The following is a 24,532-nucleotide window of genomic DNA, read 5'->3' as shown; positions in this document are numbered from 1 at the left end:
TCCTAGATAATAAATTGGAGGAAATTAAAATGGCAGATGTAAAAATCATTTTACCTGATGGTAGTGCAAAGGAATACGCTGCTGGCACTACTCTTGGGGAAGCAGTAAAACAATTATCTAACAGCTTGGCTAAAAAAGTACTAGCTGCAAACGTAAATGGTGAATTAACAGACCTTCGCGAAGAATTAGTCGATGGTTCTGAAGTAGCGTTCTTAACATTCGAAGAAGATGGTGGTAAACATACTTTGCGCCACACAGCATCTCATATCTTGGCTCAAGCGGTAAAACGCTTATGGCCTGAAGCTAAATTGGCTATCGGTCCTGCTATCGATAAAGGTTTCTACTATGATATCGATATGGAACATACTTTGACTCCTGAAGATTTAGGCAAAATCGAAAAGGAAATGAGCCGTATTGTGAAAGAAAACTTGCCTATCACTAAATCTGTAATGTCTCGTCAAGAAGCTATCGAGTTCTTCAAATCTAAAAACGAAGATTACAAGGTAGAATTGATTGAAGATCTTCCTGAAGATGCTGTTATCTCTTGCTATGCGCAAGGCGACTTCATCGATCTTTGTGCAGGTCCTCACGTGGCATCTACTGGTAAGGTAAAAGCTTTCAAATTACAAAGCATTGCAGGTGCATACTGGCGCGGCGATGAAAAGAATAAAATGTTGCAACGTATTTACGGTACAGCATTTGAAAAGAAAGAAGAACTTGATGCATACCTTCACTTGCTTGAAGAAGCAGCTAAACGCGACCATCGTAAACTTGGTAAAGAACTTGGCTTGTTCGTTATCAAAGAAGAAGGTCCTGGCTTCCCATTCTTCTTACCAAAAGGTATGGCTCTTCGCAACGAATTGGAAAACTTCTGGCGTGAAGTTCACCATGAATTCGATTACGAAGAAATTCGTACACCAATCATCTTAAATAAACAATTATGGGAAACATCTGGTCACTGGTTCCATTACCGTGAAAACATGTACACTACAATCATCGATGATGAAGAATATGCAATTAAACCAATGAACTGCCCAGGCGGTATTTTGGTTTACCAAAACGAAATGCATTCCTATCGCGACTTCCCATTACGTTATGCTGAACTTGGTTTAGTTCACCGTCATGAATTGTCCGGTGCTTTACACGGCTTATTCCGTGTACGTGCATTCACACAAGATGATGCGCATGTATTCATGTTGCCAGATCAAATGCAATCTGAATTGATGAAAGTTATCGAATTGTTCGACCGTATTTATAGCCAATTCGGTTTAAAATATCATGTGGAATTGTCTACTAAACCAGACAACGCAATGGGTGATGATGCCATTTGGGAAGCAGCTACAGAAGCATTGCGCAATGCAATTGAAGCAAAAGGCATTCCTTATGTAATTAACCCTGGCGACGGCGCATTCTACGGCCCTAAACTTGACTACCATATCGAAGATTCCTTAGGCCGTACATGGCAATGTGGTACTATTCAATTGGATATGAACTTGCCTGAACGTTTCCAAATCGAATACATTGGTGAAGATGGTCAAAAACATCGTCCTATCATGATTCACCGTGCATGCTTCGGTTCTATGGAACGTTTCATCGGTATTTTAACTGAACACTATGCAGGCGCATTCCCAACTTGGATGGCTCCTGTACAAGTTAAAATCTTACCTATCTCTGAAAAACATGTTGAATATGCTAAAGAATTGGCAAAACAAATGCACCGCGACTATGTACGTGTAGAAGTGGATGATCGTAGCGAAAAAATTGGCTACAAAATCCGCCAAGCACAAATGGCAAAAGTTCCATACATGCTTGTGGTAGGCGATAAAGAAGTTGAAGAAGGCACAGTTAACGTTCGTAAACACGGCGGTGACGAATTAGGTTCTGTACCATTCGAAGAATTCTTCAATTCTATTAAAATCGAAATCAAAGAACGTAACTAAATATGTAGCCCCCATATACTAAAGCCTTTCATTAGACTTAAGTCTAGGCGTTGGCCATTTGTATAGTGGGGGCTATCTCTTTAATTGTTACCTGTGAGTAGCGAAAGGAAATACTATGAAAGAAGTAAATTCATATGGCTGGAAAGCCGTTATTGGTTCCTCCATTGGTTATGCTATGGATGGTTTTGACCTCTTAATTCTTGGCTTTATGCTGACACTAATTTCTGGAGATTTAGGTTTGACCACAGGTCAAGCGGGGTCTCTTGTGACGTGGACCTTGGTTGGTGCCGTACTTGGTGGTTTCATCTTCGGTACCTTGTCAGATAAATTTGGTCGCGTTCGCGTTTTAACTTGGACGATTGTTTTATTTGCTATATTTACTGGCCTCTGTGCTTTTGCTCAAGGCTATTGGGATCTTCTTATCTACCGCACAATAGCAGGTATTGGTTTAGGTGGTGAATTTGGTATTGGTATGGCGCTCGCTGCTGAAGCTTGGCCTGCTCAACACCGTGCAAAAGCAACAAGCTACGTTGCCTTAGGTTGGCAATTAGGCGTGTTGGCTGCTGCTTTGTTAACACCATTACTCATTCCTATTATTGGATGGCGTGGTATGTTTATGGTTGGCATTATTCCAGCTTTAATTGCTTGGGTATTCCGTGCGAAACTACATGAACCAGAAATCTTTGTACAAAGTAAAGAAGATAAAGAGCATTCACATACAAACTCTTTCAAGTTATTAGTAAAAGATGTAAGAACTACAAAGACATCTATTGGTGTTGCTATTTTAACATCTGTTCAAAACTTTGGTTATTACGGTATTATGATTTGGTTACCTAATTTCTTAAGTAAGCAATTAGGTTTCTCCCTCACAAAATCCGGTTTATGGACTGCTGTTACTGTATGTGGCATGATGGTCGGTATTTGGGTATTTGGTCGCTTGGCTGATAAAATAGGTCGTAAACCTACATTCATCCTATTCCAAGTATGTGCTGTAGCATCTATTTTAATCTACTCTCAACTATCTGATCCAACTGCCATGCTATTTGCTGGTGCTATCTTAGGTGCTGCTGTAAACGGTATGATGGGTGGCTATGGTGCCTTGATGGCAGAAGCCTACCCAACAACTGCTCGTGCAACGGCTCAAAACGTACTATTTAATATTGGTCGTGCCGTAGGCGGCTTTAGCCCAATGGTAGTAGGCATGATCATCTCTATGTACTCCTACCAAGTAGCAATTGCATTCCTAGCTATTATCTATGTACTTGATATTCTTGCAACCCTATTCTTGATTCCTGAACTTAAAGGTAAGGAATTAGAATAAGAAAACGAGTAAATAAGATTAATAAACAAAACTAGTAAATAAGAGTAGTAAATAATTTAACTACATTAAGCGCTGTCTTCGGACAGCGCTTTTTTGTGCTTGTATTTCAATTTTGTTTGTATTTTAATTTGTAATTATATTTCTAGTAATTCGGAATAATACTGTTATTTTGCAGGAGTTTTAGAATCTTTGTCGAATATTATTTTGGTTATTCATACTTTGATGTAAAAATACAATGCAAGCTTTAATTAATTATATTATTTTGCTGGTACTACCAGTTAAAAATAATTTTTAAGGACAGATATAAGTCATTTTAGAGATACTACCAGTTAAAAGTAATTTTGCTAAGTAGAGATATAAGCTGACTTAGAGATACTACCAGTTAAAAGCAATTCTGCTAAGTGAAGATATAAGCTGATTTAGAGATATTACCAGTTAAAAGTAATTCTGATAAGCAGAGATATAAGCTGATTTAGAGATATTACCAGTTAAAAGTAATTTTGCTAAGTGGAGATATAAGTTGACTTAGAGATACTACCAGTTAAAAGTAATTCTGCTAAGCGGAGATATAAGCTGATTTAGAGATACTACCAGTTAAAAATAAATATTTTTAACTGGTAGTATCTGGAAAATAGGTTATGTATGGAAAATTTGTAAAATAGTAAAGGAGTGAGTCTATTGGCGCGATTACGATTACGTGAGGTTAGTGAGAGTGAAGAAGGTTTTAATCGATTAGAGCGAGCTATGCGATACGGTAAACGGTTAAAGTTAGCCAAAAAAGTTCCTAGAGATGTATTTATGCCAGAGGATAAGAAGTTATGGTTTTTATTTGAGCGTATATATACTGTAGTTTATGATAGGGAAGTAGCCGTATTAAAACGGTTTGGATTAACACCGATGCAGTATAATGTTTTGGAGTTTGTTTATGTTTCCTCGTGTAAGCCAACATTAGGATTTATTGTTGATGAGTTACGAGTGTCGTATGGAAATTTATTTGCAGTTGTAAAAAATTTAACAAAGAAAGGTTTATTGACTTGTAGTGTGTGTTCAACTGATAGACGATCTAAAAGTCTTGCTTTAACTTATGAAGGAAAGCTTTTATTTGAAGAAGTACAAGTTGTGCATGATAAAGTATTAGGTAATATGTTTTCAGCTATGCGCAAAAATAAGAAGAGTGATATTAAATCTGATCTAACATTTATACTTAGACATTTTAGTCCAGAAAAAATAGAGTAAGAAATAGAGTAAGTATTGAAGTAAGCGATAGAGTGCGTGAGCATAATAGATAAAGTGGGGATATGGAGTAAGTTAACCAGTTAAAACAAAAAATCCTACAATTTTTGTTAATAAGAAATTGCAGGATTTTGATGTTTTGTTAGTTAGTTTTAAGCTATACCAATCCAGTGCCAATATGTAAGGGCAAATACGAGCATCATTACATAGCCAATGATAGTCAATGGAATACCTGTAGTCATAAATGTTTTTACATCGAAAGTATCTGTACCGTAAGCCACCATACCTTGAGGTGAGTTTACTGGTAACACTAAACCAAAGCAGATCGCATATTGCATAAGCATGGTTACGCCGATTGGGTTAAGACCTTCTGCGTTATGTCCAACTACAATAGAAATTACGATAGGAATCATAGCTGAGGATAGGGCTGTAGCAGATGCAAAGCCTAGGTGGATAACAATGAGGAAGGCTGCCATTACGGCTATTAAGATGAATACGCTAGCGCTTTCAAGGGAGAAGGCGTTTACGAATACTTGAGCAAGCCAAGTGGCTGCTTTTGTCTTAAGTAATACAGCGCCAAGACCGATACCAGCACCAAACATAACGATGGAGCCCCAGTCGATATTTGGCTGTGCAAATTTCCAATCCATAATACCAATTTTAGGGAAGAAGAATAATGCAATGGCCACAATTGTAGTGGTTGTTGTGTCAATAGAATGGAGCTTGCCACCAGTAGCCCACAATGCGAGTAGTCCAATAGAGATACATAATAGTTTCTTTTCATCCATGCTCATAGGACCAATTTCTTGGCGCATTTTAGCGAGTTGTACGTCGCCACCTACAAGTTCTTTAAACTCCGGCTTAATTAATGCTTGTGTTAAGAAGTAGGCGATGATAACCATAATAATAGAGAACGGAGCCGCTGCGGTTAGCCAATCTATCCAACTGATAGAAGTATTCATCTGAGTTTGCATAAAGCCTACAGCCACGAGGTTTTGCGCTGCTGCAGTTTGAATCATAATATTCCAAAATGTATCGGCTTGTACAGCACCTACCATGAGTAGAGCTGCTACGCGGCTTTTACGTTCGATGCCTAGGTTCTCAACAATACCGATGATAATCGGTGCTAAGCAGGCAATTCGAGCCGTTGCACTTGGTACGAAAAAGGCGAGAATGAGACCTGTAATAATAACACCTAAATAGATGCGGCTCACCTTAGTACCAACACTAGATAAAACGAGCATAGCAATACGCCGATCAAGACCTGTTTTACGCATAGCTACGGAGATAAACATAGCTGCGCCTACAAGAATCATAGCCGGTGAAGAATAACCAGAAATGATAAGCTTTAAGGCATTGGCTGTACCCATCGCTTTAGCTGGTGCTTCCGGATTCGGTGAGAACCCTAATAGTAAAGCTGTAAGAGCTGTAATCATAGTAGCACTCACTGGATAGGAAACAGCTGAGGTCATCCACAAGATAATAGCAAAGGCAAGAACACCGATCATACGATGACCACCTGTAGATAATGTTTCTGGTGTAGGTAATAATAAAATGCCACCTAGAACAATGAAAGATAAAATAAGACCAATATTTTGAGCAGTTGTACGTGCCTTTTGAGGAGGGACAGGGGTTGTTACACTCATAATAAAACTCCTTTCAATTTGTGTAATACCTATTACTGTATAATAATAAATAAGGTAAGCTATATAAACTAGACTATCCTATAAAGTAAACTATATAAGCTAGACTATTCTATAAATATTATTGTATCGTATTTTCTATAGAATTAGTTGTATAATTTATAGGAATATTGTATACATAAAGAGAGATAGGTGTCAGTAAGTATACCTATATACAGAACTTATAATGTCTGTTATACTATAAGAGTTGTATTAACAAATTCATTGTTAAAAGTTCAATATTTTTTGTTGACTTTCATCAGTCGATTTGTTATTATAATTAAGTAATTTATGAAGCAGAGGCCATCCGCCACTCACCTAATACCATGAAGTATGAGGTTAATATAGAGAACTCTATTCGGATGGTGTTTGCCGTCCGTTTTTTTTATTCTCTTGGAGGTGAATGCTATTAGCAAGGATACACCACGCATTAATGAAGAGATTCGTGCTCGTGAACTTCGTGTCGTAGGTCCTGAAAACGAACAAATCGGCATTATGTCTGGCCGTGAGGCATTGGCATTGGCTGAAGAAAAGCATCTTGATCTTGTGGAAATTGCACCTAACGCTAAACCACCGGTAGCTCGCATTATGAACTACGGTAAATATCGTTATGAACAACAAAAACGCGAGAAAGAAGCGAAAAAGAAACAAAAAATCGTAACCTTAAAAGAAGTTAAGTTACGTCCACATATTGAAGACCATGACTTTTACGTAAAAATGAAAAACGCATCCAAATTCTTGGGTGAAGGTAACAAAGTAAAAGTAACTATCATGTTCCGCGGTCGTGAACTTTCACATCCAGAACTAGGCATGGCAGTATTGACACGTTTCGCTGAAGAACTCAAAGAAACAGCGTCTATTGAAAAAGCAGCTAAATTAGAAGGTCGTAACATGACCATGATTTTAGTAAGTAAATAATGTTTTGGGAGGATTATAATTATGCCAAAAATTAAAACTCGTCGCGCAGCGGCTAAACGTTTTGCAGTAACTGGTACTGGTGAATTCAAGCGTGCAAAAGCTTTCAAAAGTCACATTCTTGAGAAAAAATCTCCAGCTCGTAAACGTAATTTGCGTAAAGCTACATTGGTTGCAAAAGCTGACCACAAACGCGTAGCTAAATGCTTACCATACGCTTAATCGTTAACTATTAGATCGATATATCGTAATTTAGGAGGAATATACAATGGCAAGAGTGAAAAAGGGCGTTACAGCTCATGCACGTCATAAAAAGATTTTAAAATTAGCTAAAGGTTACCGCGGTACTCGTTCCCGTTTGTTCAAAAAAGCTAACGAAACAGTAATGAAAGCGTTGTACTACGCTCGTCGTGACCGTCGTGCGAAAAAACGCGAATTCCGTCAATTGTGGATCGCTCGTATCAACGCAGCGGCTCGCATCAATGGCACAACTTACAGCCGTTTCATCGCTGGTTTGACTAAAGCAGGCGTTGAAGTTAACCGTAAAATGTTGGCTGACTTGGCAGTTAACGATGCAGCAGCATTCGCTAAACTTGTTGAAGTAGCTAAAAACGCTTAATAGCATAACAATACAGACTAAGGACTCTCTTTGGAGAGTCCTTTTTTGCATGGTGAAAGTATGCTATAGTAAAAATACAATCGTGTTGTGTTAGAGCGGGAGAATAGAGGCGGAGTAGGTAATGGAACAGTTATTTTATCTGTTGATACCGTTAGGACTTTGTTTGTTCTATTTAGGTATTAAATATACGATTCGCTTTGGTAGAGCTAAGATGCTCTATGAGATGCCTTATGTAAATAAAGAAGGCACTTTTACTTTAGAGCAAGCAGGAACGTATGGGGTGTGGCTTAGTGGAAAAATGTTTACAAAGGCGCCTATTGGCGAATTTGGCTTTAACTTAGTTGATGAAACAACGGGAAGGACGATTCCTTTATTTCTATCTATTATGCGTGCTCGGGTTAATAGTTTAACTCACTCAAGAATGGAACTATATACCTTTGATGCGGGTCCAGGCACCTATAGACTGTCCATTACAGAAGATCCTTTTGTGCTAGATACAGTAATGAAAAAAGTAGGCGATAAGGTGATTAAAGGATCGGTTGATTATAATCAATTTATTATACAAATCTATACACATACTTCCTTTGTTTTAAGGTTTATATCAATTTGGATGATTGTACTTGGACTTATTATTACTGTATTAGGCGGAGTTCTTCCTAACACTTTAGTGTGAAATAGTAGATAGTTTTGGCCGTTTTATATAATGAATAAATTATGAGAAAAGTGAAATAGAAAAAGAGGAATTTTATCATAGCCTGTAGAAGTAACACAGTAATGACCTATTTAAAGGTATTTGTTAAAAGGAGACAGTATTATGGGAATCTTTAAAAAGCTATGTATGACCTCTATATTAGGTGTTATGATTGCTGTGCCTACGTATGCAACTGTTGTAACAGGTAGTCAATCTGATGTAAATTTAGATTTAAAGTATCCTTTAGTTTATACAGATCATGCTTATGCTCAAAGAGTTATTAATACAGATATTGCAAATTATGTGCTCGAAGCAAAAGATATGTATTACAATCAACATATTTATCAAGTTTCTCAAAACTATAAGGTTACCTATGAGGATAGTCAAGTTGTTTCAATTTTACTAACGACCTATTATTACTACGCCGGAGCAGCTCATGGTATGTATAATACAAGAGGTCTTGTATATAATAAAGTAACAGGTCAACGTATTCCATTATATAACTATGTGAAAATTGCAAATGCAGAACAATTGGATAACGGCCTACGATCCCACGTGTTAAATTATTATACAGGTAATCATACAAAGAGCTACATTCCAAGTGGATGGAGTGTCAAATATGTGACAGATAATTACTGCTTACGCGGTAAGGGGAATATAGATTTAGTTTACCAACCATATGAATTAGGTCCGTACGCAGCTGGTAATACTTATATTGGTTTTACACCAAAATCTATTGAATACTTTAACAGAATGAACTCCTGATAAAAGTATGTTGACATATTGATCCTAACTGTATTTTGATGAATTAAATAGTATTCTTGTAATATACGACAAAAGCCTATAGTACATTTTTAGTACTATAGGCTTTTAGTATACTTACCATATTATCTTCTATATCCACCGCATCCTCTAGTATTAGAGTTTGGACCGCAATAATTTTGGTTGTTATTGTTGCTTGGTGCATAGTTAGTATTATTCGTATTGTTATCGGAGTTGTATTGTGTGTTAGTGTTGCAATTGTACTGAGAGTTATTGCATACATAATCGTAAGCAAATCCTGTAGATACAGCAGCAGTTACGGCTAAGAATGTCATGACAATTATACGTTTAGTAAATTTCATAGATATTACCTCCTTGTTTCTATATTTATATTATACTACTATGAGTCAAATAAAATATGATATTCTATATATATAATATTTGAGAGACATTATGTGAAAGGATGAGAGTTTATGATGAAACGTGCGTTAATGGTTGCACTAGGGTTTAGTTTTGTGACATTAGGTAGCCAAGCAATTGATATTAATATACCAGGTGCAGATCCTACAATTTCAAAGGATGCATATCAAAACTATCGTAAGTCGGATGCTACAGCTAAGCAAATGGAGTCCGACGTAAATACTATGATAAGAAAACAATATGCTGATAATAAGCCTAAAACTTGGACTATAGATGAATTAGTTTACTTTACAGAGGAATTAAATCATTCTGCAGGCTTTTCATCTTCTGTGTTTATTTTAAAGAATGATGGAGCAAATATAAAATTTACCATTCCTTCAAGTAGTCGATTTGGAGTAACTGTTAAAGGAGATCCTATGACTACAGAAGTAAGACGGGGCAATTTTATCTTTAATGAAGGTAATTTAAAATACTCGATTCACAAGGAAAAAGAAGGGAAATCTAAGGCCAATACATTCTCATATCCGACCATTAAAAATGGTTTATGGGAAGTAAGACAAAATCAAAAGGGAACTTTAGAAGGAGTCCTAAGCTTTAGAATGAAAGATGATCCTTCATTATCTTACCAAGTTGCTTATGATTTAAGTAAGTCTAGAGAGTTAGAATTGTTAAAGAATCATAATCAAGAATATGTATATAAAGAGCTAATGTCACCATTAGTTAATTATGTATTACCGTCAATTGAACCAGCAAAACAAGTACTTTCAAAGACTAAACCTTTTACTATAAAGGGATTTACATTTCAAACACTTAAATCGAGTAATTTAACGTATAGCGGTACTGAGGCTGATGCTATCTATAGTTATGATGGTAAAGGGTATCGTGAGGGTGTTATGGTAAGAGAATTAACTCCAACAGAGATAGCTAATAAACATAAATTATTTGCGCAAGTAATAGAGTTCTTTACGATGTATAAGCCTTATTCAGGATATAAACCAATCCAATATGCTACTGTATGGAATGATGCTACTCCAGCTATTTATATGGAAGTAGAACGATCTGCATCAAAAATGTATATTCAATCTCTATATGATGATAAATATTTATATACCCACTTTATAATGACAGACTTAGATATTAAAATTCCATCAAAAGAATTAAGAGATGTTGTTCAATATGCTGAAAATTCAAATGATAAAGAACAATATTCAAAACGAATGGCCGGTATGAGTGCTATACCAAAGGGAATGTATGAAAGGTCAACTGTTAAATAAGGTAAGTCATTAATAAACGTAAAAGCCTGTGAAACTGAAGAATCAGTTTCACAGGCTTTTTGATTATATATGTTACCTTTATGGGTGACATGTACTACAAGGACATAACTATTATTAATTGCTACTGTTATTGTCAGCAGCTTTAGGCTGTGATTCTAAAAGTATTTGTCCATTATTATAGGTATAGCTTAATTGATGCCTATAGGCCAATTTAAAATAGTTAGCTAACTCTTTATTTGTGCAATAGATATAACAACCTTTTTGCCCACGCGTCATCAATGTACGATATGTATTTTTGACAATTTCATTAGCAATACGTTGTGCTTCTTCAGGATTCTCTTTAAAAAGCTTCTTAATACCTTTTATGGACTGGTCAGTTTTAGCGCGTTTATTAATATCTACAATGAGTTTGCCGTTTTCATAACGTAAATCATCACCAATAATTACACCTACATATTCAAATTCAAGGCCTTGAGTAGTATGAATACATCCAGCTTCATTAATAGAGTCTGGGTCTATTGCATATGTGGTAGAATTTCCTAAGTTCCAACTGATTCCAAAATTATGTTCTGGAATTTGAATGTCTTTTACGAGAGTCGTTGTTCGACCTTCTTTTGGCCAGTTCCAACAATATCCTGCTAGAATTCGAGATTTATTATTTATTTCATTTTTTGATTTTATAGCATCATACATTTCATTAGGATTATCATAGATTCTAAAATCATAATCGCCTTCAAAACCATCATAGTTTGCAGTTTCGGCAATTTGAAGAACATTGTCTAGCCAAGCTAAATAACCGTCAGAGCCATTACACCGGAATTGAGATTCTAAGGCTCCTTCATAGATAAGTGCTTTATGTTCATGGCTAAACTTTAATATCTTATCGATAGTACCGGAATCTTTGAAGGTAACACGCTGATTTCGATCAATAAAGAAGACACTAAATAGAGATGCATTAATAATTTCTTTGATTTGATCTTCACCTTCATTTTGGTACATTCCAGATTTTTCACGTAGTCGATGAGCTTCATCGACAATTGCAATTTGAAGTGCATTTTTAGAACGTGTATGGAATGTACTACTACTTTGAAATAGTGCTTTAATCTCTGTTTTTTTTAATCCTTTTTGTAGCATGGCACTATATACATTTCGTGGAGCAGCATTTGAAGTAATATACTGTGCCATGTAACCACTATGAATACATTCTGCCAATAAATTTATAGCCACAACACTTTTACCGGTACCAGGACCGCCACGTACTATATATACAGTTTTCTGATTATTCTTAATGGCCTCCAAAGCTGCTTTTTTTATTTGTTCAAACTCTACCTTTTGGTCATCGATTAGAACAAATTCTTTATTGCCTTTTAACATATTTAAAATAGAATCTTGAAGGGATTTTGACGGTTTTAACTTACCATGTTCAATAGATTCCATAATGTTAGTAGTGTCTGGCTTTGGAATATAGGTTTTGATAAAGTTACGTAAGCCGTCCATTTGTCCCAATGTGAACATAGGAGAGATATCTAAAATATTGCTATAGATTGGATCACGGAGTTCAGGTGAGATACTTTCATCAAAGTTATGTAAAAAAGCACATGGATGTAGTTCAATAGGTCGAGTTTGTACATCTTCATTGAAATTTTCAATAAGGCTACAGTATGACCAAGCTTGATAAGAAGGGTGGGTTACTTCACGGATTCCACCGCCAAGGTAGGTTGATACAATATTATCTTTATCTATTACCTTGAAAGCTTCGCCCCATTGTTTAAGCTCAACAATAACTACATGTTCTTTATCTTGTTGATCTAATCCTGTAATAATAAAGTCTACTCGTTTTTGAGTATTTGGAACAATATATTCAATCGCAACACCAGCTAAGTCTGGTATGGCAAGATCACGCATAACATTAGCCATATAAGATAAAGAAGTTTGCCATGAATGAATCTCAGATTCACCAACACGACGATATTTTTCTGTTAACGTTTGATGCAATTTTTTTACCAAGATACCTTGCTCGAAATCTTGGATGAATGATTGTTTAGTAGAAGAATAGATAATCATATATTTTTCTTAAACCTATAGTTTTAATCCATTTAAATTCATTTTGTTTTCATTTTTTATAGAAGAATAGTATAATAAATTAATACTATTATATCGTATAACTATAAAAAAGTCGGTTTTAGGTTGAAATAAAAATATGAATAATATATTTTCTTTTGCTACAGGTGAGTTATCTCAAGATGCATTTATTTGCTGGTGTTAAAATTGGATTAATGAACCAGATAATATAACTACACATAGATATCGTCAACTTGGTTTAGATTTGTTAACTAAGCTAATAGCTAACTTGTCAGAAAGAAATCAATTACTAGATGTCGATATCAATTCAATAGATAAAATTATTTTAGTTCAACAAGTGTTAAATATTGATGTATTAGCTATAATTCCTCAATATAATTTAGCTATTATCATAGAAGATAAAACAAGTACTAGTGAACATGATAATCAAATTAGTTTTTATAGAGGCTCACTTAAGACAGTTTTTGATAATAAGAAACCTTGGAATGCTTATAATAAACTAGAAAAAGCTTTTAAGTCAGTAAATCTTAATATAGACCATGCTGATATAGCAAATTATCATATTCATACGGTCTATTTTAAGACAGGATATTACTTTGATTATGATTGGCAAGTAGCTCATAGCGATTCGGTGGATAACTATTTAACTGGCCCTATGTTTTGGGATATCTTGAAGCATTATCATGACTGTGAAAGTGATATTTTACAAAGTTATTGTGAGCATTTAAAGCATCAACTAGAGTGGTATCAAAGTGTATCTAAAATTAATGGAAAGTATGAAGATGGCGGGTATTATATAAATTGGGAACGTATCACACAGCATGGACTATTGCAGATTGTATTTGATAACGAAAATATAGATGGTTCCTGGCTATGGAAAGATATGAGTGCATATCCTAATCAATATAGTACCGGTACAAATCAGGGAGGCAGTCCGTGGACCAACCGTCGTTTTTGGTGTCGAGCAGAATCAGAGGCTATCTGGTCTGATCCTCCAACTTGTTTTAAGCCTTGGATGTTTTGGCGTGTAGATCATGACTCAAAAGGTTTATATTTATCGCTGCGATATTATAATAATGACTCAAGTGAAGCTGGGAAGGTATTACGTAAAAGGGTATATGCTCAGCTTAATACTATAATTGATGAAACCATTTCGAATGAATTGGAGACATTAAGTAGTGCTTATAATCAATGTGTCACTAGACCTCAACATGGTAACTATTATGAAAATACTTTGATTCATATTGGTATTGAACCAGTGTTAGTCTCTTGGGGTGAAAATAAAGGACAACTGTTTATAAATTTGGTACGAGATATTGATAGTAAACTAAGAGAAGTTATTGAAGTTTTTGATTGGAAAAGTTTTAAGTTATAACAATAAAACAAGGAAAGAAATCATACGATTTCTTTCCCTGTTTAGATATGATATAATTTATATCAAAGTGAGGCATAAATGGTTTGGACGCCAGACTTCGCTTCTAAATTTTTATAACTGAAGAAACGGTCTGACTTCTATGTCGGGCCTTTTTTCATGCGTTCACTCACCGCCAATCCTCGAGTTGATTAGCAAAGGCTGGACCCATTTAGAGGCCTCAAGTTCAATATAGTGTTGTCCATAATAAAAGTAAATAGATTAGAGGTTCCTAATAGTCACCTAGGTGACTAATGGGAACCTCTTTCGATTTGTAATTAGTTCGGGATATTTTGGTTGTGATAATTCACTTACAATTTCTATTGTACTAGGATAAAGTATCAGTTATGCAGCCCTCGTTTGCCGTATATTTTTAAGATTATAGCAATCATTGTATTTAATATGAATAGAAGTGCAAAGCATATTAAGGCTGTAGTATATCCATATCCTGCTTCGTGAAAGTATGATACGAGCATAGGACCAACGATGCCTGCTAATCCCCAAGCCGTTAGAATACGGCCGTGAATAGTGGAGAGTTGGCGTATACCATATAGATCTGCAAGATATGCTGGCATACAGGAGAAGCCACCGCCATAGCAGGTGATAATAAGAAGGATTAAAATTTGGAATGTGAGGGCACTATTGGTTTGGGAGAGTAAATAGAATGCGATGATTTGTATAATAAAAAACAGTATGTAAGTTTGCGCTCGCCCAAAGTAATCGGAGATAGTAGACCATGCAATGCGACCTCCACCATTGAATATACCGATGATACCAACTAGTGATGCAGCTGCTGCAGGTGTCATACCAATGGTTTCTTGTGCCATAGGGGACGCTAAGGATAGGAGACCTATACCACAGGTAATATTAACAAAGAAGATCCACCAAAGGGCACCGAATTGCCAAGTTTTCATAGCATCATTGGCTAGCATACCATGGTTATGAACATACATAGTGGATTTATCTTTCGTAGTTCGAGTAGGTTGTTTTTGTTGCGGTGCTTTCAAATAAAGCGAAGAGGTGCTCATAACTAGGAGATAAATTATGCCGAGAATAATGAAGTTATTCACTAAGCCTACTTGAGCTACAAGGAATTGCATAAGCGGTCCTGCAATGAGTGAAGCAAATCCAAATCCCATAATGGCTAATCCCGTAGCAAATCCTGGGCGCTTAGGAAAATATTTTACGAGCGTAGATACTGGTGTTATATAGCCAATACCTAGTCCGATACCACCGATGATACCATAGAAGAGATAGAGTAAGGTGAGATTATGAATGCTAAGAGCATAGGCCGTACCAAATAGGCCTGCCACCCAGAACACCATGGAAAGAAGTCCGCTTTTCTTGGGACCTATTTTTTCTGCAAAAGATCCTAAAAAGCCTGCAGATAATCCAAGCATCAAAATAGCTAAGGAGAAGGTCCATGTTGTTTGTGACATGGTGAAGCCCATATCAGCCATGATAGGTCGTGTAAGCACGCTCCACGCGTACACACTACCGATGGATATATGTAGACCAATAGCTGCTAGTGCAATAAGCCAACGATTTCTCATAAGAAAACTCCTTTCATATAGGTGAGATGATTAAAGATTGTCTAGCATATTTGCTATGAGAGCACAAAAAAAGACCGTCTGAACAAAAGCTTGCCCAGACGGTCGGCTATCACACGATGTGTGCTACTGTGCATGTAGTCAATTCTACTTATCCGTCAGCCCAGTAGGAATATATTAATAATATAGCAAGTGAGAGAATATCTTGTCGGTGATGTAAGTCACTATCGTATGCACCAGAACATTTATAATTGAAAATAGGGAAAGGAACCATATGATTCCTTTCCCTGTTTAGATATGATATAATTATATCAAAGTGAGGCATAAATGGTTTGGTCGCCAGCTCTCGCTTCTCGAAAATGAAATTGAAGAAACGGTCTGACTCCACTGTCGGGCCTTTTTTCATGCCACGATAAGAAAGCTAGCTTTTAGCTAGAGGTCAATCACTTTGCTGCCATGATAATGGTCGCCACAAGTATGCCAAAGGAAATCATTAACGATAACACTTTGTATGGACTCATATTGATCACCGCCAATCCTCGAGTTGATTAGCAAAGGCTGGACCCATTTAGAGGCCTCAAGTTCAATATAGTGCTGTTAATTATAAAAGTAAATAGATTAGAGGTTCCTAATAGTCACCTAGGTGACCAATAGGAACCCTTTTCGTTTTGTAATCGTATTCATAATTGTGTTCTTATTATGTTACAATACAGTTAAAATTACTATTTGTGGAGAGATGTATATGTTAAAACGATTATTATTAAGTGCTATTGTATTGAGTTCAATTTGTGTATCTTGTCATGCTATAGATGTAGACCTACCTGGTGCAAACTCCAAAATACCTGAAGATGAGTATAAAGATTATGTATATCTTAGTCCTAAAATCGCATTGGAGCAAATTGCTAGTACACAGGCTATGATTAATCAAATTAAAGCTGATGGCACTTTTGAAAAATTAAAAGAATGGCGTAAGATATCTGATGATGCTGAATTGGAGAAAACGTTACGCCATGATTTTAAGCAGTTTATGACGCCAATAGATGGACAAACAGAAATAATAGAACATACAGAAAATAGTGGGATACAGCTCACAGTTCCATTTTCAAGTGTATTTAAGATTCAAAATAGTGAACATAACTATACCTTAGAAGGTCTTACTGGCAGTACATATGTCGCTAGAGATTATAATGTTGTTGAAAAAGGTGGTTCTGAAAGAACATTTATTTATAAAAAATTAGATAATACAAAATATTGGAATCTAAACGTTACTAATTTGGATAAATCAAATCAAGGTACTATTGTAGGCATTACTTTTACAAGCAAAGATAATCCTAATACTAGTCATAGTATTGGTACGTATGTTGCAGGATCTGAATCAGAGTCAGAACGTAATATAAAAGCGAATAGAATTCTTGCCAATTATGTGTTGCCTTCGGTACGTTCGTTGAATAGACTTAACGAATATTCTACTATTACGATGTCGAAGAATTTACAGTATCGGGTACTAAATGGTTCAACTCGTACAGAATCGACAGATAAGGACAGTATATATGGATCTAAATCTTATACTGTAACGCATAAAGGACCACATGGAGTAAATCAAGTCCTTCAGATGATTCCACTACATGATAAGCAACAGCATTTTTTATTGAATGCCAAACCAGATGATCCATATAACTTTGAGACCCATATTGAGTATATTAATTCTTTATATGGTCATACCTTAAATAAAGAGATTAGATTGTCTCGGATTAGTAAAAGTTTCGTCTGGTTTGATGGTATTCCGGGGTTATTATTGGATTATGAATTATCTAATGGAGAGGGTAGATTAGAATTTATTACACACGATAAAGACTATGAATATCGTCACATTGCTTCATATCAAGTAAATGGCTATTATACTTTGGAGCAACTAAAAAATATGTTGTTAGATGTAAAGTTGTTAAATACTGGAGATATGTATAATAGAGATATTGACTTATTTAATCTAAGATTAAAGTCTTAGCTTATTTTGAATTGCAATAAAGTAATAAAATAGTAGAGCCTAATAAACATATATATGCCTATTTGGCGTACAATGATAACAGGGAAAGAAATCATACGATTTCTTTCCCTGTTTAGATATGATATAATTTATATCAAAGTGAGGCATAAATGGTTTGGACGCCAGACTTCGCTTCTAAATTTTTATAACTGAAGAAACGGTCTGACTTCTATGTCGGGCCTTTTTTCATGCGTTCACTCACCGCCAATCCTCGAGTTGATTAGCAAAGGCTGGACCCATTTAGAGGCCTCAAGTTCAATATAGTGTTGTCCATAATAAAAGTAAATAGATTAGAGGTTCCTAATAGTCACCTAGGTGACTAATGGGAACCTCTTTCGATTTGTAATTAGTTCGGGATATTTTGGTTGTGATAATTCACTTACAATTTCTATTGTACTAGGATAAAGTATCAGTTATGCAGCCCTCGTTTGCCGTATATTTTTAAGATTATAGCAATCATTGTATTTAATATGAATAGAAGTGCAAAGCATATTAAGGCTGTAGTATATCCATATCCTGCTTCGTGAAAGTATGATACGAGCATAGGACCAACGATGCCTGCTAATCCCCAAGCCGTTAGAATACGGCCGTGAATAGTGGAGAGTTGGCGTATACCATATAGATCTGCAAGATATGCTGGCATACAGGAGAAGCCACCGCCATAGCAGGTGATAATAAGAAGGATTAAAATTTGGAATGTGAGGGCACTATTGGTTTGGGAGAGTAAATAGAATGCGATGATTTGTATAATAAAAAACAGTATGTAAGTTTGCGCTCGCCCAAAGTAATCGGAGATAGTAGACCATGCAATGCGACCTCCACCATTGAATATACCGATGATACCAACTAGTGATGCAGCTGCTGCAGGTGTCATACCAATGGTTTCTTGTGCCATAGGGGACGCTAAGGATAGGAGACCTATACCACAGGTAATATTAACAAAGAAGATCCACCAAAGGGCACCGAATTGCCAAGTTTTCATAGCATCATTGGCTAGCATACCATGGTTATGAACATACATAGTGGATTTATCTTTCGTAGTTCGAGTAGGTTGTTTTTGTTGCGGTGCTTTCAAATAAAGCGAAGAGGTGCTCATAACTAGGAGATAAATTATGCCGAGAATAATGAAGTTATTCACTAAGCCTACTTGAGCTACAAGGAATTGCATAAGCGGTCCTGCAATGAGTGAAGCAAATCCAAATCCCATAATGGCTAATCCCGTAGCAAATCCTGGGCGCTTAGGAAAATATTTTACGAGCGTAGATACTGGTGTTATATAGCCAATACCTAGTCCGATACCACCGATGATACCATAGAAGAGATAGAGTAAGGTGAGATTATGAATGCTAAGAGCATAGGCCGTACCAAATAGGCCTGCCACCCAGAACACCATGGAAAGAAGTCCGCTTTTCTTGGGACCTATTTTTTCTGCAAAAGATCCTAAAAAGCCTGCAGATAATCCAAGCATCAAAATAGCTAAGGAGAAGGTCCATGTTGTTTGTGACATGGTGAAGCCCATATCAGCCATGATAGGTCGTGTAAGCACGCTCCACGCGTACACACTACCGATGGATATATGTAGACCAATAGCTGCTAGTGCAATAAGCCAACGATTTCTCATAAGAAAACTCCTTTCATATAGGTGAGATGATTAAAGATTGTCTAGCATATTTGCTATGAGAGCACAAAAAAAGACCGTCTGAACAAAAGCTTGCCCAGACGGTCGGCTATCACACGATGTGTGCTACTGTGCATGTAGTCAATTCTACTTATCCGTCAGCCCAGTAGGAATATATTAATAATATAGCAAGTGAGAGAATATCTTGTCGGTGATGTAAGTCACTATCGTATGCACCAGAACATTTATAATTGAAAATAGGGAAAGGAACCATATGATTCCTTTCCCTGTTTAGATATGATATAATTATATCAAAGTGAGGCATAAATGGTTTGGTCGCCAGCTCTCGCTTCTCGAAAATGAAATTGAAGAAACGGTCTGACTCCACTGTCGGGCCTTTTTTCATGCCACGATAAGAAAGCTAGCTTTTAGCTAGAGGTCAATCACTTTGCTGCCATGATAATGGTCGCCACAAGTATGCCAAAGGAAATCATTAACGATAATACTTTGTATGTACTCATATTGATCACCGCCAATCCTCGAGTTGATTAGCAAAGGCTGGACCCATTTAGAGGCCTCAAGTTCAATATAGTGTTGTCAATAATAAAAGTAAATAGATTAGAGGTTCCTAATAGTCACCTATGTGACTATTAGGAACCTCTTTCGTTTTGTAATTATTATAATAGAATAGTTTAATTATGTTACAATAAAAATAAAATAATAGTTTTTATGGAGAGGGAGACTCATATGAAACGTTATATTATGTTATTAGGTTTAGGTTTATTTTTAGCAACACCTATGCTTTCACAAGCTAGCGATATAAAGCCAGTTATACGAGTTACGCATGTACATAATGGTCAATATGATGAGGCATTAGATGCTATTACTGACACCAAGTTTTATGGACCGTATCAATTTCGAGTATTAAAGGATGCTATTGAAACGCAAGGCGAAACAAAGGACATTGATGGTAGAGCATTTAGAACCTCTGATGGGGTATTTATGCATGTAAAGGCTAGATCTATCGATAGTACGAGTTCCACGTTAGATGCTGAGGTTAATGAGCTTGTTAAAGATAGAACGATTCCTGAACCTACCGTAAAGATGGTATTACCTATTACGCATAATGTAATAGAGGTCAACAATGATGGCGTGCGTAGTTTACTAACTGAATTTATGTATGGGTGGCCATTAGAGTATCGCACGGATATGGTATTGGTGACAGATTATGAAGATACTCGATACTACTATAATTTACAGTTTTATCGACATAAGTTACCTGAAGATATTCGTATAGAACAGTTGCGCCAAATGATTATGGATGCGCAGTTCAGTTATAAATAAGCTATATTGCTTCAGGTTTTTATATTCGAGCAGATCACTATATTAGTGGATGTATAATAGTTTGGTAAATAGGTATCGTGAAAGTAAATAGAAAAGAGGTTCCCCTTAGTCAACTTGTGAGCATAGGGAACCTCTTTTATTGTGCAAGAGTTTATATAGTTATTAATCTATTATAAGATACTTTTACCCAAAGGGAATACAGTTATGCCAAATACAATGGAGCCGAATGGATTATTTTTTTTGTTTTAACTCGTAAATCGATTGATTTATATGAACTTGTTATAGGTTATGACTATAATGTAGGATATTATTTATTTAAGTTTTGTACAATGCCTAGAATATCCTCTGCTTTACGGGCAATATGTGTTACGCCTAGTTCTTGGTGTAGAGATTCCTCTCTAAAGCCCCATGTAACACCGATGCAAAGTAAGCCGGAGTTTTCTGCAGTTGCTACGTCTACTTCGGAATCGCCAACATAAATAGATTCTTCTGGGGTAGAGTTTAATTCCTTTAAAGCTTGTAACACCATGTCTGGAGCAGGTTTACGTTGTAAGCCCAGTCTTTCACCGATGGCAACAGGCAAACGATCGCCAAAGTATTCTTTATTTAGTGGTGTAACGCCTTCTTGGATTTTATTAGATACGATGGCAAGTTTATAACCTTGTTCACGCAATACATCAAGCATATCTAGGATGCCTGGGTAGGGAGCTGTTGTATCTTTTAAATGCTCACCATAGTATGCTTTAAATTCCTCAATGTATGGCTCTAATTCGCTATCTGCTACAGAACTTGGTAAACATTGACGCATTAAATAGGTTACTGCGTTACCAAGAGCTGCTTTTACTTCTGCTAGAGTTTTTTCAGGGAAGTTGTGTGTACGTAGTACATGATTTACGGCATTAGCTAAATCTGTAGCCGTGTCGAGTAAAGTGCCGTCACAATCGAAAACGATGGTTGTATATTTCATGGGGACCTCCAATATAAAATCTACATGTACTTTATAAGTATAAGATAAATATGGGGAAAATCAAGTGAATAGGCTCATGACCTAATATAAATTATGTTACAATAGTAGCAGTACTAATTACAGTGTATAGGAGGCGCAGTATGACTGAAATACAAGCTCTTTTATTGATAAAATCGATTCTCGAATCCGCAGATATTCACGGTATTGAAAATATTCTAGCCGAGGATTGCGAATACATGTCCACAGGTCGTGGCATAATTGGTCGTAATCGCAATGAAACGATTGAGTTCTTGTCATCTATGGCTGAGTCCATCAAGGCAGATAATGTGCCTGTTACATGCAAGGTGATGCATATTACCGATGTGTACGAAGAGGACTCTTTATTTCACGAGGACCGTCATGGTCTGACTGTTTCTTATGAAAGCGGCGACAATTATGTGTACATGATTTTCGTAGACGTAAATGATGAGGGCCTTGTAGATCGCATCGTTTCTAGTCAGGAAAATTATAGCATTGAGTATGATGATCTTCGCTTTGGTGATGATGAAAATGAGTACGCCTTTATTACTGCTCCTACAACTGTAAAAGACTGGCTTACAGCCTTAAGTATGTGGCTTGAAACAGCGAATGTTGATGTGGATGATTTTTATCAGTACATCGATGAAGACACACGTGTTGTATTCCAAAAGGGGGATGCTGAATCGATTACTCTTGAAAGTGGCCTTGATGTAGAGGATTACTTTGATCAATTAATGAATCAACATTTTGATGCGGTTCCTCATATCATTCGTGATGAAGAAGATGGTCTTATCTTAACTTATGGTCCTATGAGTGCCATTGCTACTCTTAATGAAGAGGGCGCACTAGCTCTTATCAGTATCTATATCGACACACGCGACGAAGACGAAGCTACTGATGAAGTTGGCTATATCGAAGAAGAATTAACTAAAATAACAACTACTGAAGAAGATTTATTTTAATTAACTCTATCAGTAAAATGTACTATACTAAGTCTAAATATATATGGTTAGAGAGATACTACCAGTTAAAAGAATTATGTTTAGTCTAACTACATATGATTAATGAGATACTACCAGTTAAAAGTATTATATTTAGTCTAGAAATGTAAAAAACTACCAGTTAATTTCACGTTGTAGTAGATCGACCTCCTGTTATTGAAGATCGGTTTACCAAATAACATGACTAACTGGTAGTTTTAAATTTAATTAGAAATAATTATTTTTAACTGGTAGTATCTCAAAAAAGGGTATATATGAGATACCTGAAATTATTTTTAACTGGTAGTATCTTTAAAATAGATATATGTAAGAGAACCAAAAGCTTTTCTACATTTCGTCATGGTCCTTAATGAGACCTGCTTTTTTCTTTTTCCAGTAGGAGTAGTAGAATGGCAAGATTACGATACAGCCACCTAGACCCCATAATAATTGGTTAGTTTGTGCTTGGGCGAGCATCCAAAGGGATGTGCCAATAGCGATGACTGGGATTAAGTAGCCACCAGGGATGGTGTAGGACCGAGCTTTATCTGCCCATTTGCGACGGAAGATAATAACGGCCAAACATGTTGGTAGGTATTGTGTAAAACGAGATACCGCACTAATAGCTGCTAGTGTAGTAAAGGAACCAGACCATGCGAGTAATACGCTAGCAATGGCTGTAACAATAGCTGCTACATATGGTGCATTGTAACGATTGCGTTTGGCTAGAGCACTTGGCAACATACCATCTTCTGCCATGGATGTTGCTACACGAGGTGCATAGTAAGCTTCTGCAAAGTTGATACCACCCATAGAGATTAAGGTACCTATTAATACGATATACATACCAACAGGACCAACGATTGCATTAAACGCATCTTGTACTGGAGCTTTTGTATTTGCTAAGTCAGTACCAAGTACACCAATTGATACAGCAAGGATAGCCATATATAGGACAGATACAAGAAGCATGCACATGATAATCGCACGTGGCAAATTCTTTTTAGGATTTTTCATATCCTCTGCGGCAATGGCAATAACTTCAAATCCTGTATAGGCAAAGAATAGAAGAACTGCTGCTTGTGCAAATGATCCATCTACATAGATGTCTTGAGGGAAGACTGGTGTAAAGTTAGCACCATTTATAAAGAAGATACCAATGGCAATGAATAAAGCAAGAGGGACGAGCTTAGAAATAGTAATTAAGTTATTAACGAATTTAGATACATTAACACCAAAGATATTTACAATCGTAAGACCTATGATTAAGATACCTGAAATGACATCTTTTGCAAAATCATTACTTAATGCTGGTACTGCTGCGCCGAGTGCGGTAGCAAAGCCAACGGCCATCGCCGCCCAAGCAATAACAGTTACAATCCATTTGAGAACGCCCACTTCAAAGGCCCAAAAGTCACCTAATGCGTGCTTTGCATATAGATAAGGACCGCCATTACGTGTGAATAGGCTAGCTGCTTCTGCAAAGCAAAGGGCGATACAACCTGCAATAACGGCGTCAAATAGTAGGACGCCTAAACTAGCGGAACCAATGATAGAATACGCTTTGTTTGGTAGTAGGAAGATACCAGTCCCTACAATACCATTGATGCCTAGGAGTACAATACTCCAAAAGCCAAATTTTCCTGTTTCTTTCATACTAA

At 36.4% G+C, this 24,532-nt stretch carries 22 protein-coding genes and 2 riboswitches; of the genes, 13 read left to right on the top strand and 9 right to left on the bottom strand.

Annotated features, from left to right (window positions below; all coding sequences use genetic code 11):
• Nucleotides 1–29: 29 nt before the first annotated feature.
• The 3 genes from thrS (at nucleotide 30) to VCHSUH04_RS06565 (ending at nucleotide 4,497) form a co-directional block, all read left to right on the top strand.
• Nucleotides 30–1,940, top strand: a complete 1,911-nt coding sequence (gene thrS, locus VCHSUH04_RS06575) for a threonine--tRNA ligase (protein WP_105085858.1) — start codon at nucleotides 30–32, stop codon at nucleotides 1,938–1,940.
• Nucleotides 1,941–2,055: 115 nt separating this feature from the next.
• Nucleotides 2,056–3,261 carry an MFS transporter gene (locus VCHSUH04_RS06570; RefSeq protein WP_105085857.1) on the top strand — a complete coding sequence of 402 codons (1,206 nt, stop codon included), beginning with the start codon at nucleotides 2,056–2,058 and terminating at the stop codon, nucleotides 3,259–3,261.
• Between the two features lie 678 nt (nucleotides 3,262–3,939).
• On the top strand, nucleotides 3,940–4,497 hold the full coding sequence (locus tag VCHSUH04_RS06565; RefSeq protein ID WP_105085856.1) for a MarR family winged helix-turn-helix transcriptional regulator: 558 nt from the start codon (nucleotides 3,940–3,942) through the stop codon (nucleotides 4,495–4,497).
• 149 nt (nucleotides 4,498–4,646) lie between these two features.
• Here the strand turns inward: VCHSUH04_RS06565 and VCHSUH04_RS06560 are convergent, their stop codons facing one another.
• Nucleotides 4,647–6,140 (bottom strand): DASS family sodium-coupled anion symporter, encoded by a 1,494-nt coding sequence (locus tag VCHSUH04_RS06560; protein ID WP_105085855.1) that lies wholly within the window; start codon nucleotides 6,138–6,140, stop codon nucleotides 4,647–4,649.
• 435 nt (nucleotides 6,141–6,575) lie between these two features.
• Between VCHSUH04_RS06560 and infC the strand changes: the two genes are divergently transcribed.
• The 5 genes from infC to VCHSUH04_RS06535 all read left to right on the top strand — a co-directional run bounded on the left by infC (nucleotide 6,576) and on the right by VCHSUH04_RS06535 (nucleotide 9,166).
• Nucleotides 6,576–7,094 (top strand): translation initiation factor IF-3, encoded by a 519-nt coding sequence (gene infC / locus VCHSUH04_RS06555; RefSeq protein ID WP_005386139.1) that lies wholly within the window; start codon nucleotides 6,576–6,578, stop codon nucleotides 7,092–7,094.
• Nucleotides 7,095–7,115: 21 nt separating this feature from the next.
• A complete protein-coding gene (rpmI, locus tag VCHSUH04_RS06550) occupies nucleotides 7,116–7,313 on the top strand; it encodes a 50S ribosomal protein L35 (RefSeq protein WP_004696338.1) in 198 nt (65 codons plus the stop codon).
• Nucleotides 7,314–7,359: 46 nt separating this feature from the next.
• Complete coding sequence (rplT, locus tag VCHSUH04_RS06545; protein WP_005376311.1) at nucleotides 7,360–7,710, top strand: 50S ribosomal protein L20; 351 nt, start codon at nucleotides 7,360–7,362, stop codon at nucleotides 7,708–7,710.
• A 121-nt stretch (nucleotides 7,711–7,831) separates the two neighbouring features.
• On the top strand, nucleotides 7,832–8,383 hold the full coding sequence (locus VCHSUH04_RS06540) for a hypothetical protein (RefSeq protein WP_105085854.1): 552 nt from the start codon (nucleotides 7,832–7,834) through the stop codon (nucleotides 8,381–8,383).
• Between the two features lie 141 nt (nucleotides 8,384–8,524).
• Complete coding sequence (locus VCHSUH04_RS06535; protein WP_105085853.1) at nucleotides 8,525–9,166, top strand: PdaC/SigV domain-containing protein; 642 nt, start codon at nucleotides 8,525–8,527, stop codon at nucleotides 9,164–9,166.
• 122 nt (nucleotides 9,167–9,288) lie between these two features.
• On the opposite strand, the gene VCHSUH04_RS06530 is transcribed toward VCHSUH04_RS06535, so the two are convergent.
• A complete protein-coding gene (locus tag VCHSUH04_RS06530) occupies nucleotides 9,289–9,525 on the bottom strand; it encodes a hypothetical protein (protein WP_158251483.1) in 237 nt (78 codons plus the stop codon).
• Between the two features lie 111 nt (nucleotides 9,526–9,636).
• Here VCHSUH04_RS06530 and VCHSUH04_RS06525 point away from each other — a divergent pair, with 111 nt between their 5' ends.
• Nucleotides 9,637–10,857 (top strand): hypothetical protein, encoded by a 1,221-nt coding sequence (locus VCHSUH04_RS06525; protein WP_105085851.1) that lies wholly within the window; start codon nucleotides 9,637–9,639, stop codon nucleotides 10,855–10,857.
• 114 nt (nucleotides 10,858–10,971) lie between these two features.
• Here the strand turns inward: VCHSUH04_RS06525 and VCHSUH04_RS06520 are convergent, their stop codons facing one another.
• Nucleotides 10,972–12,921, bottom strand: a complete 1,950-nt coding sequence (locus VCHSUH04_RS06520) for a DUF2075 domain-containing protein (protein WP_105085850.1) — start codon at nucleotides 12,919–12,921, stop codon at nucleotides 10,972–10,974.
• A 286-nt stretch (nucleotides 12,922–13,207) separates the two neighbouring features.
• Between VCHSUH04_RS06520 and VCHSUH04_RS06515 the strand changes: the two genes are divergently transcribed.
• Nucleotides 13,208–14,314, top strand: a complete 1,107-nt coding sequence (locus VCHSUH04_RS06515; protein ID WP_105085849.1) for a hypothetical protein — start codon at nucleotides 13,208–13,210, stop codon at nucleotides 14,312–14,314.
• 377 nt (nucleotides 14,315–14,691) lie between these two features.
• On the opposite strand, the gene VCHSUH04_RS06510 is transcribed toward VCHSUH04_RS06515, so the two are convergent.
• Nucleotides 14,692–15,903, bottom strand: coding sequence for an OFA family MFS transporter (locus tag VCHSUH04_RS06510; protein WP_105085847.1), 1,212 nt, complete (start codon nucleotides 15,901–15,903; stop codon nucleotides 14,692–14,694).
• A gap of 85 nt (nucleotides 15,904–15,988) precedes the next feature.
• Nucleotides 15,989–16,076, bottom strand: a riboswitch (ZMP/ZTP riboswitch).
• A gap of 267 nt (nucleotides 16,077–16,343) precedes the next feature.
• On the bottom strand, nucleotides 16,344–16,394 hold the full coding sequence (locus VCHSUH04_RS10440; RefSeq protein WP_353511575.1) for a hypothetical protein: 51 nt from the start codon (nucleotides 16,392–16,394) through the stop codon (nucleotides 16,344–16,346).
• Nucleotides 16,395–16,642: 248 nt separating this feature from the next.
• Here VCHSUH04_RS10440 and VCHSUH04_RS06505 point away from each other — a divergent pair, with 248 nt between their 5' ends.
• The gene (locus VCHSUH04_RS06505; protein ID WP_105085848.1) at nucleotides 16,643–17,905 is read left to right on the top strand and encodes a hypothetical protein; all 1,263 of its coding nucleotides are present in this window, start codon (nucleotides 16,643–16,645) and stop codon (nucleotides 17,903–17,905) included.
• Nucleotides 17,906–18,353: 448 nt separating this feature from the next.
• On the opposite strand, the gene VCHSUH04_RS06500 is transcribed toward VCHSUH04_RS06505, so the two are convergent.
• Nucleotides 18,354–19,565, bottom strand: coding sequence for an OFA family MFS transporter (locus tag VCHSUH04_RS06500; RefSeq protein ID WP_105085847.1), 1,212 nt, complete (start codon nucleotides 19,563–19,565; stop codon nucleotides 18,354–18,356).
• An 85-nt stretch (nucleotides 19,566–19,650) separates the two neighbouring features.
• Nucleotides 19,651–19,738: riboswitch (ZMP/ZTP riboswitch) on the bottom strand.
• A gap of 267 nt (nucleotides 19,739–20,005) precedes the next feature.
• On the bottom strand, nucleotides 20,006–20,056 hold the full coding sequence (locus VCHSUH04_RS10435) for a hypothetical protein (RefSeq protein WP_353511575.1): 51 nt from the start codon (nucleotides 20,054–20,056) through the stop codon (nucleotides 20,006–20,008).
• Between the two features lie 253 nt (nucleotides 20,057–20,309).
• Between VCHSUH04_RS10435 and VCHSUH04_RS06495 the strand changes: the two genes are divergently transcribed.
• Nucleotides 20,310–20,906, top strand: a complete 597-nt coding sequence (locus VCHSUH04_RS06495) for a hypothetical protein (RefSeq protein WP_105085846.1) — start codon at nucleotides 20,310–20,312, stop codon at nucleotides 20,904–20,906.
• Between the two features lie 307 nt (nucleotides 20,907–21,213).
• Here VCHSUH04_RS06495 and VCHSUH04_RS06490 read toward each other — a convergent pair whose 3' ends face one another.
• A complete protein-coding gene (locus VCHSUH04_RS06490; protein ID WP_105085845.1) occupies nucleotides 21,214–21,873 on the bottom strand; it encodes an HAD family hydrolase in 660 nt (219 codons plus the stop codon).
• Nucleotides 21,874–22,013: 140 nt separating this feature from the next.
• On the opposite strand from VCHSUH04_RS06490, the gene VCHSUH04_RS06485 reads away from it, so the two are divergent.
• The gene (locus VCHSUH04_RS06485) at nucleotides 22,014–22,853 is read left to right on the top strand and encodes a hypothetical protein (RefSeq protein ID WP_105085844.1); all 840 of its coding nucleotides are present in this window, start codon (nucleotides 22,014–22,016) and stop codon (nucleotides 22,851–22,853) included.
• Nucleotides 22,854–23,219: 366 nt separating this feature from the next.
• Here VCHSUH04_RS06485 and VCHSUH04_RS06480 read toward each other — a convergent pair whose 3' ends face one another.
• Nucleotides 23,220–24,527 (bottom strand): APC family permease, encoded by a 1,308-nt coding sequence (locus VCHSUH04_RS06480; RefSeq protein ID WP_105085843.1) that lies wholly within the window; start codon nucleotides 24,525–24,527, stop codon nucleotides 23,220–23,222.
• Nucleotides 24,528–24,532 lie beyond the last annotated feature (5 nt).

The organism is Veillonella sp. T14073-2 (assembly GCF_002959875.1).
Classification (GTDB): domain Bacteria; phylum Bacillota; class Negativicutes; order Veillonellales; family Veillonellaceae; genus Veillonella; species Veillonella infantium.
Note: the sequence above shows the minus strand (reverse complement) of the source record. Positions and strands in the feature narration are given on the sequence as shown.

What these genes read in the sequence shown, in the direction of transcription:
- thrS (WP_105085858.1), top strand. Translation starts at nt 30, where the DNA reads ATGGCAGATGTAAAAATCATTTTACCTGATGGTAGTGCAAAGGAATAC.
- VCHSUH04_RS06570 (WP_105085857.1), top strand. Translation starts at nt 2,056, where the DNA reads ATGAAAGAAGTAAATTCATATGGCTGGAAAGCCGTTATTGGTTCCTCC.
- VCHSUH04_RS06560 (WP_105085855.1), bottom strand. Translation starts at nt 6,140, where the DNA reads ATGAGTGTAACAACCCCTGTCCCTCCTCAAAAGGCACGTACAACTGCT.
- rpmI (WP_004696338.1), top strand. Translation starts at nt 7,116, where the DNA reads ATGCCAAAAATTAAAACTCGTCGCGCAGCGGCTAAACGTTTTGCAGTA.
- rplT (WP_005376311.1), top strand. Translation starts at nt 7,360, where the DNA reads ATGGCAAGAGTGAAAAAGGGCGTTACAGCTCATGCACGTCATAAAAAG.
- VCHSUH04_RS06540 (WP_105085854.1), top strand. Translation starts at nt 7,832, where the DNA reads ATGGAACAGTTATTTTATCTGTTGATACCGTTAGGACTTTGTTTGTTC.
- VCHSUH04_RS06535 (WP_105085853.1), top strand. Translation starts at nt 8,525, where the DNA reads ATGGGAATCTTTAAAAAGCTATGTATGACCTCTATATTAGGTGTTATG.
- VCHSUH04_RS06530 (WP_158251483.1), bottom strand. Translation starts at nt 9,525, where the DNA reads ATGAAATTTACTAAACGTATAATTGTCATGACATTCTTAGCCGTAACT.
- VCHSUH04_RS06525 (WP_105085851.1), top strand. Translation starts at nt 9,637, where the DNA reads ATGATGAAACGTGCGTTAATGGTTGCACTAGGGTTTAGTTTTGTGACA.
- VCHSUH04_RS06520 (WP_105085850.1), bottom strand. Translation starts at nt 12,921, where the DNA reads ATGATTATCTATTCTTCTACTAAACAATCATTCATCCAAGATTTCGAG.
- VCHSUH04_RS06510 (WP_105085847.1), bottom strand. Translation starts at nt 15,903, where the DNA reads ATGAGAAATCGTTGGCTTATTGCACTAGCAGCTATTGGTCTACATATA.
- VCHSUH04_RS06505 (WP_105085848.1), top strand. Translation starts at nt 16,643, where the DNA reads ATGTTAAAACGATTATTATTAAGTGCTATTGTATTGAGTTCAATTTGT.
- VCHSUH04_RS06500 (WP_105085847.1), bottom strand. Translation starts at nt 19,565, where the DNA reads ATGAGAAATCGTTGGCTTATTGCACTAGCAGCTATTGGTCTACATATA.
- VCHSUH04_RS06495 (WP_105085846.1), top strand. Translation starts at nt 20,310, where the DNA reads ATGAAACGTTATATTATGTTATTAGGTTTAGGTTTATTTTTAGCAACA.
- VCHSUH04_RS06490 (WP_105085845.1), bottom strand. Translation starts at nt 21,873, where the DNA reads ATGAAATATACAACCATCGTTTTCGATTGTGACGGCACTTTACTCGAC.
- VCHSUH04_RS06485 (WP_105085844.1), top strand. Translation starts at nt 22,014, where the DNA reads ATGACTGAAATACAAGCTCTTTTATTGATAAAATCGATTCTCGAATCC.
- VCHSUH04_RS06480 (WP_105085843.1), bottom strand. Translation starts at nt 24,527, where the DNA reads ATGAAAGAAACAGGAAAATTTGGCTTTTGGAGTATTGTACTCCTAGGC.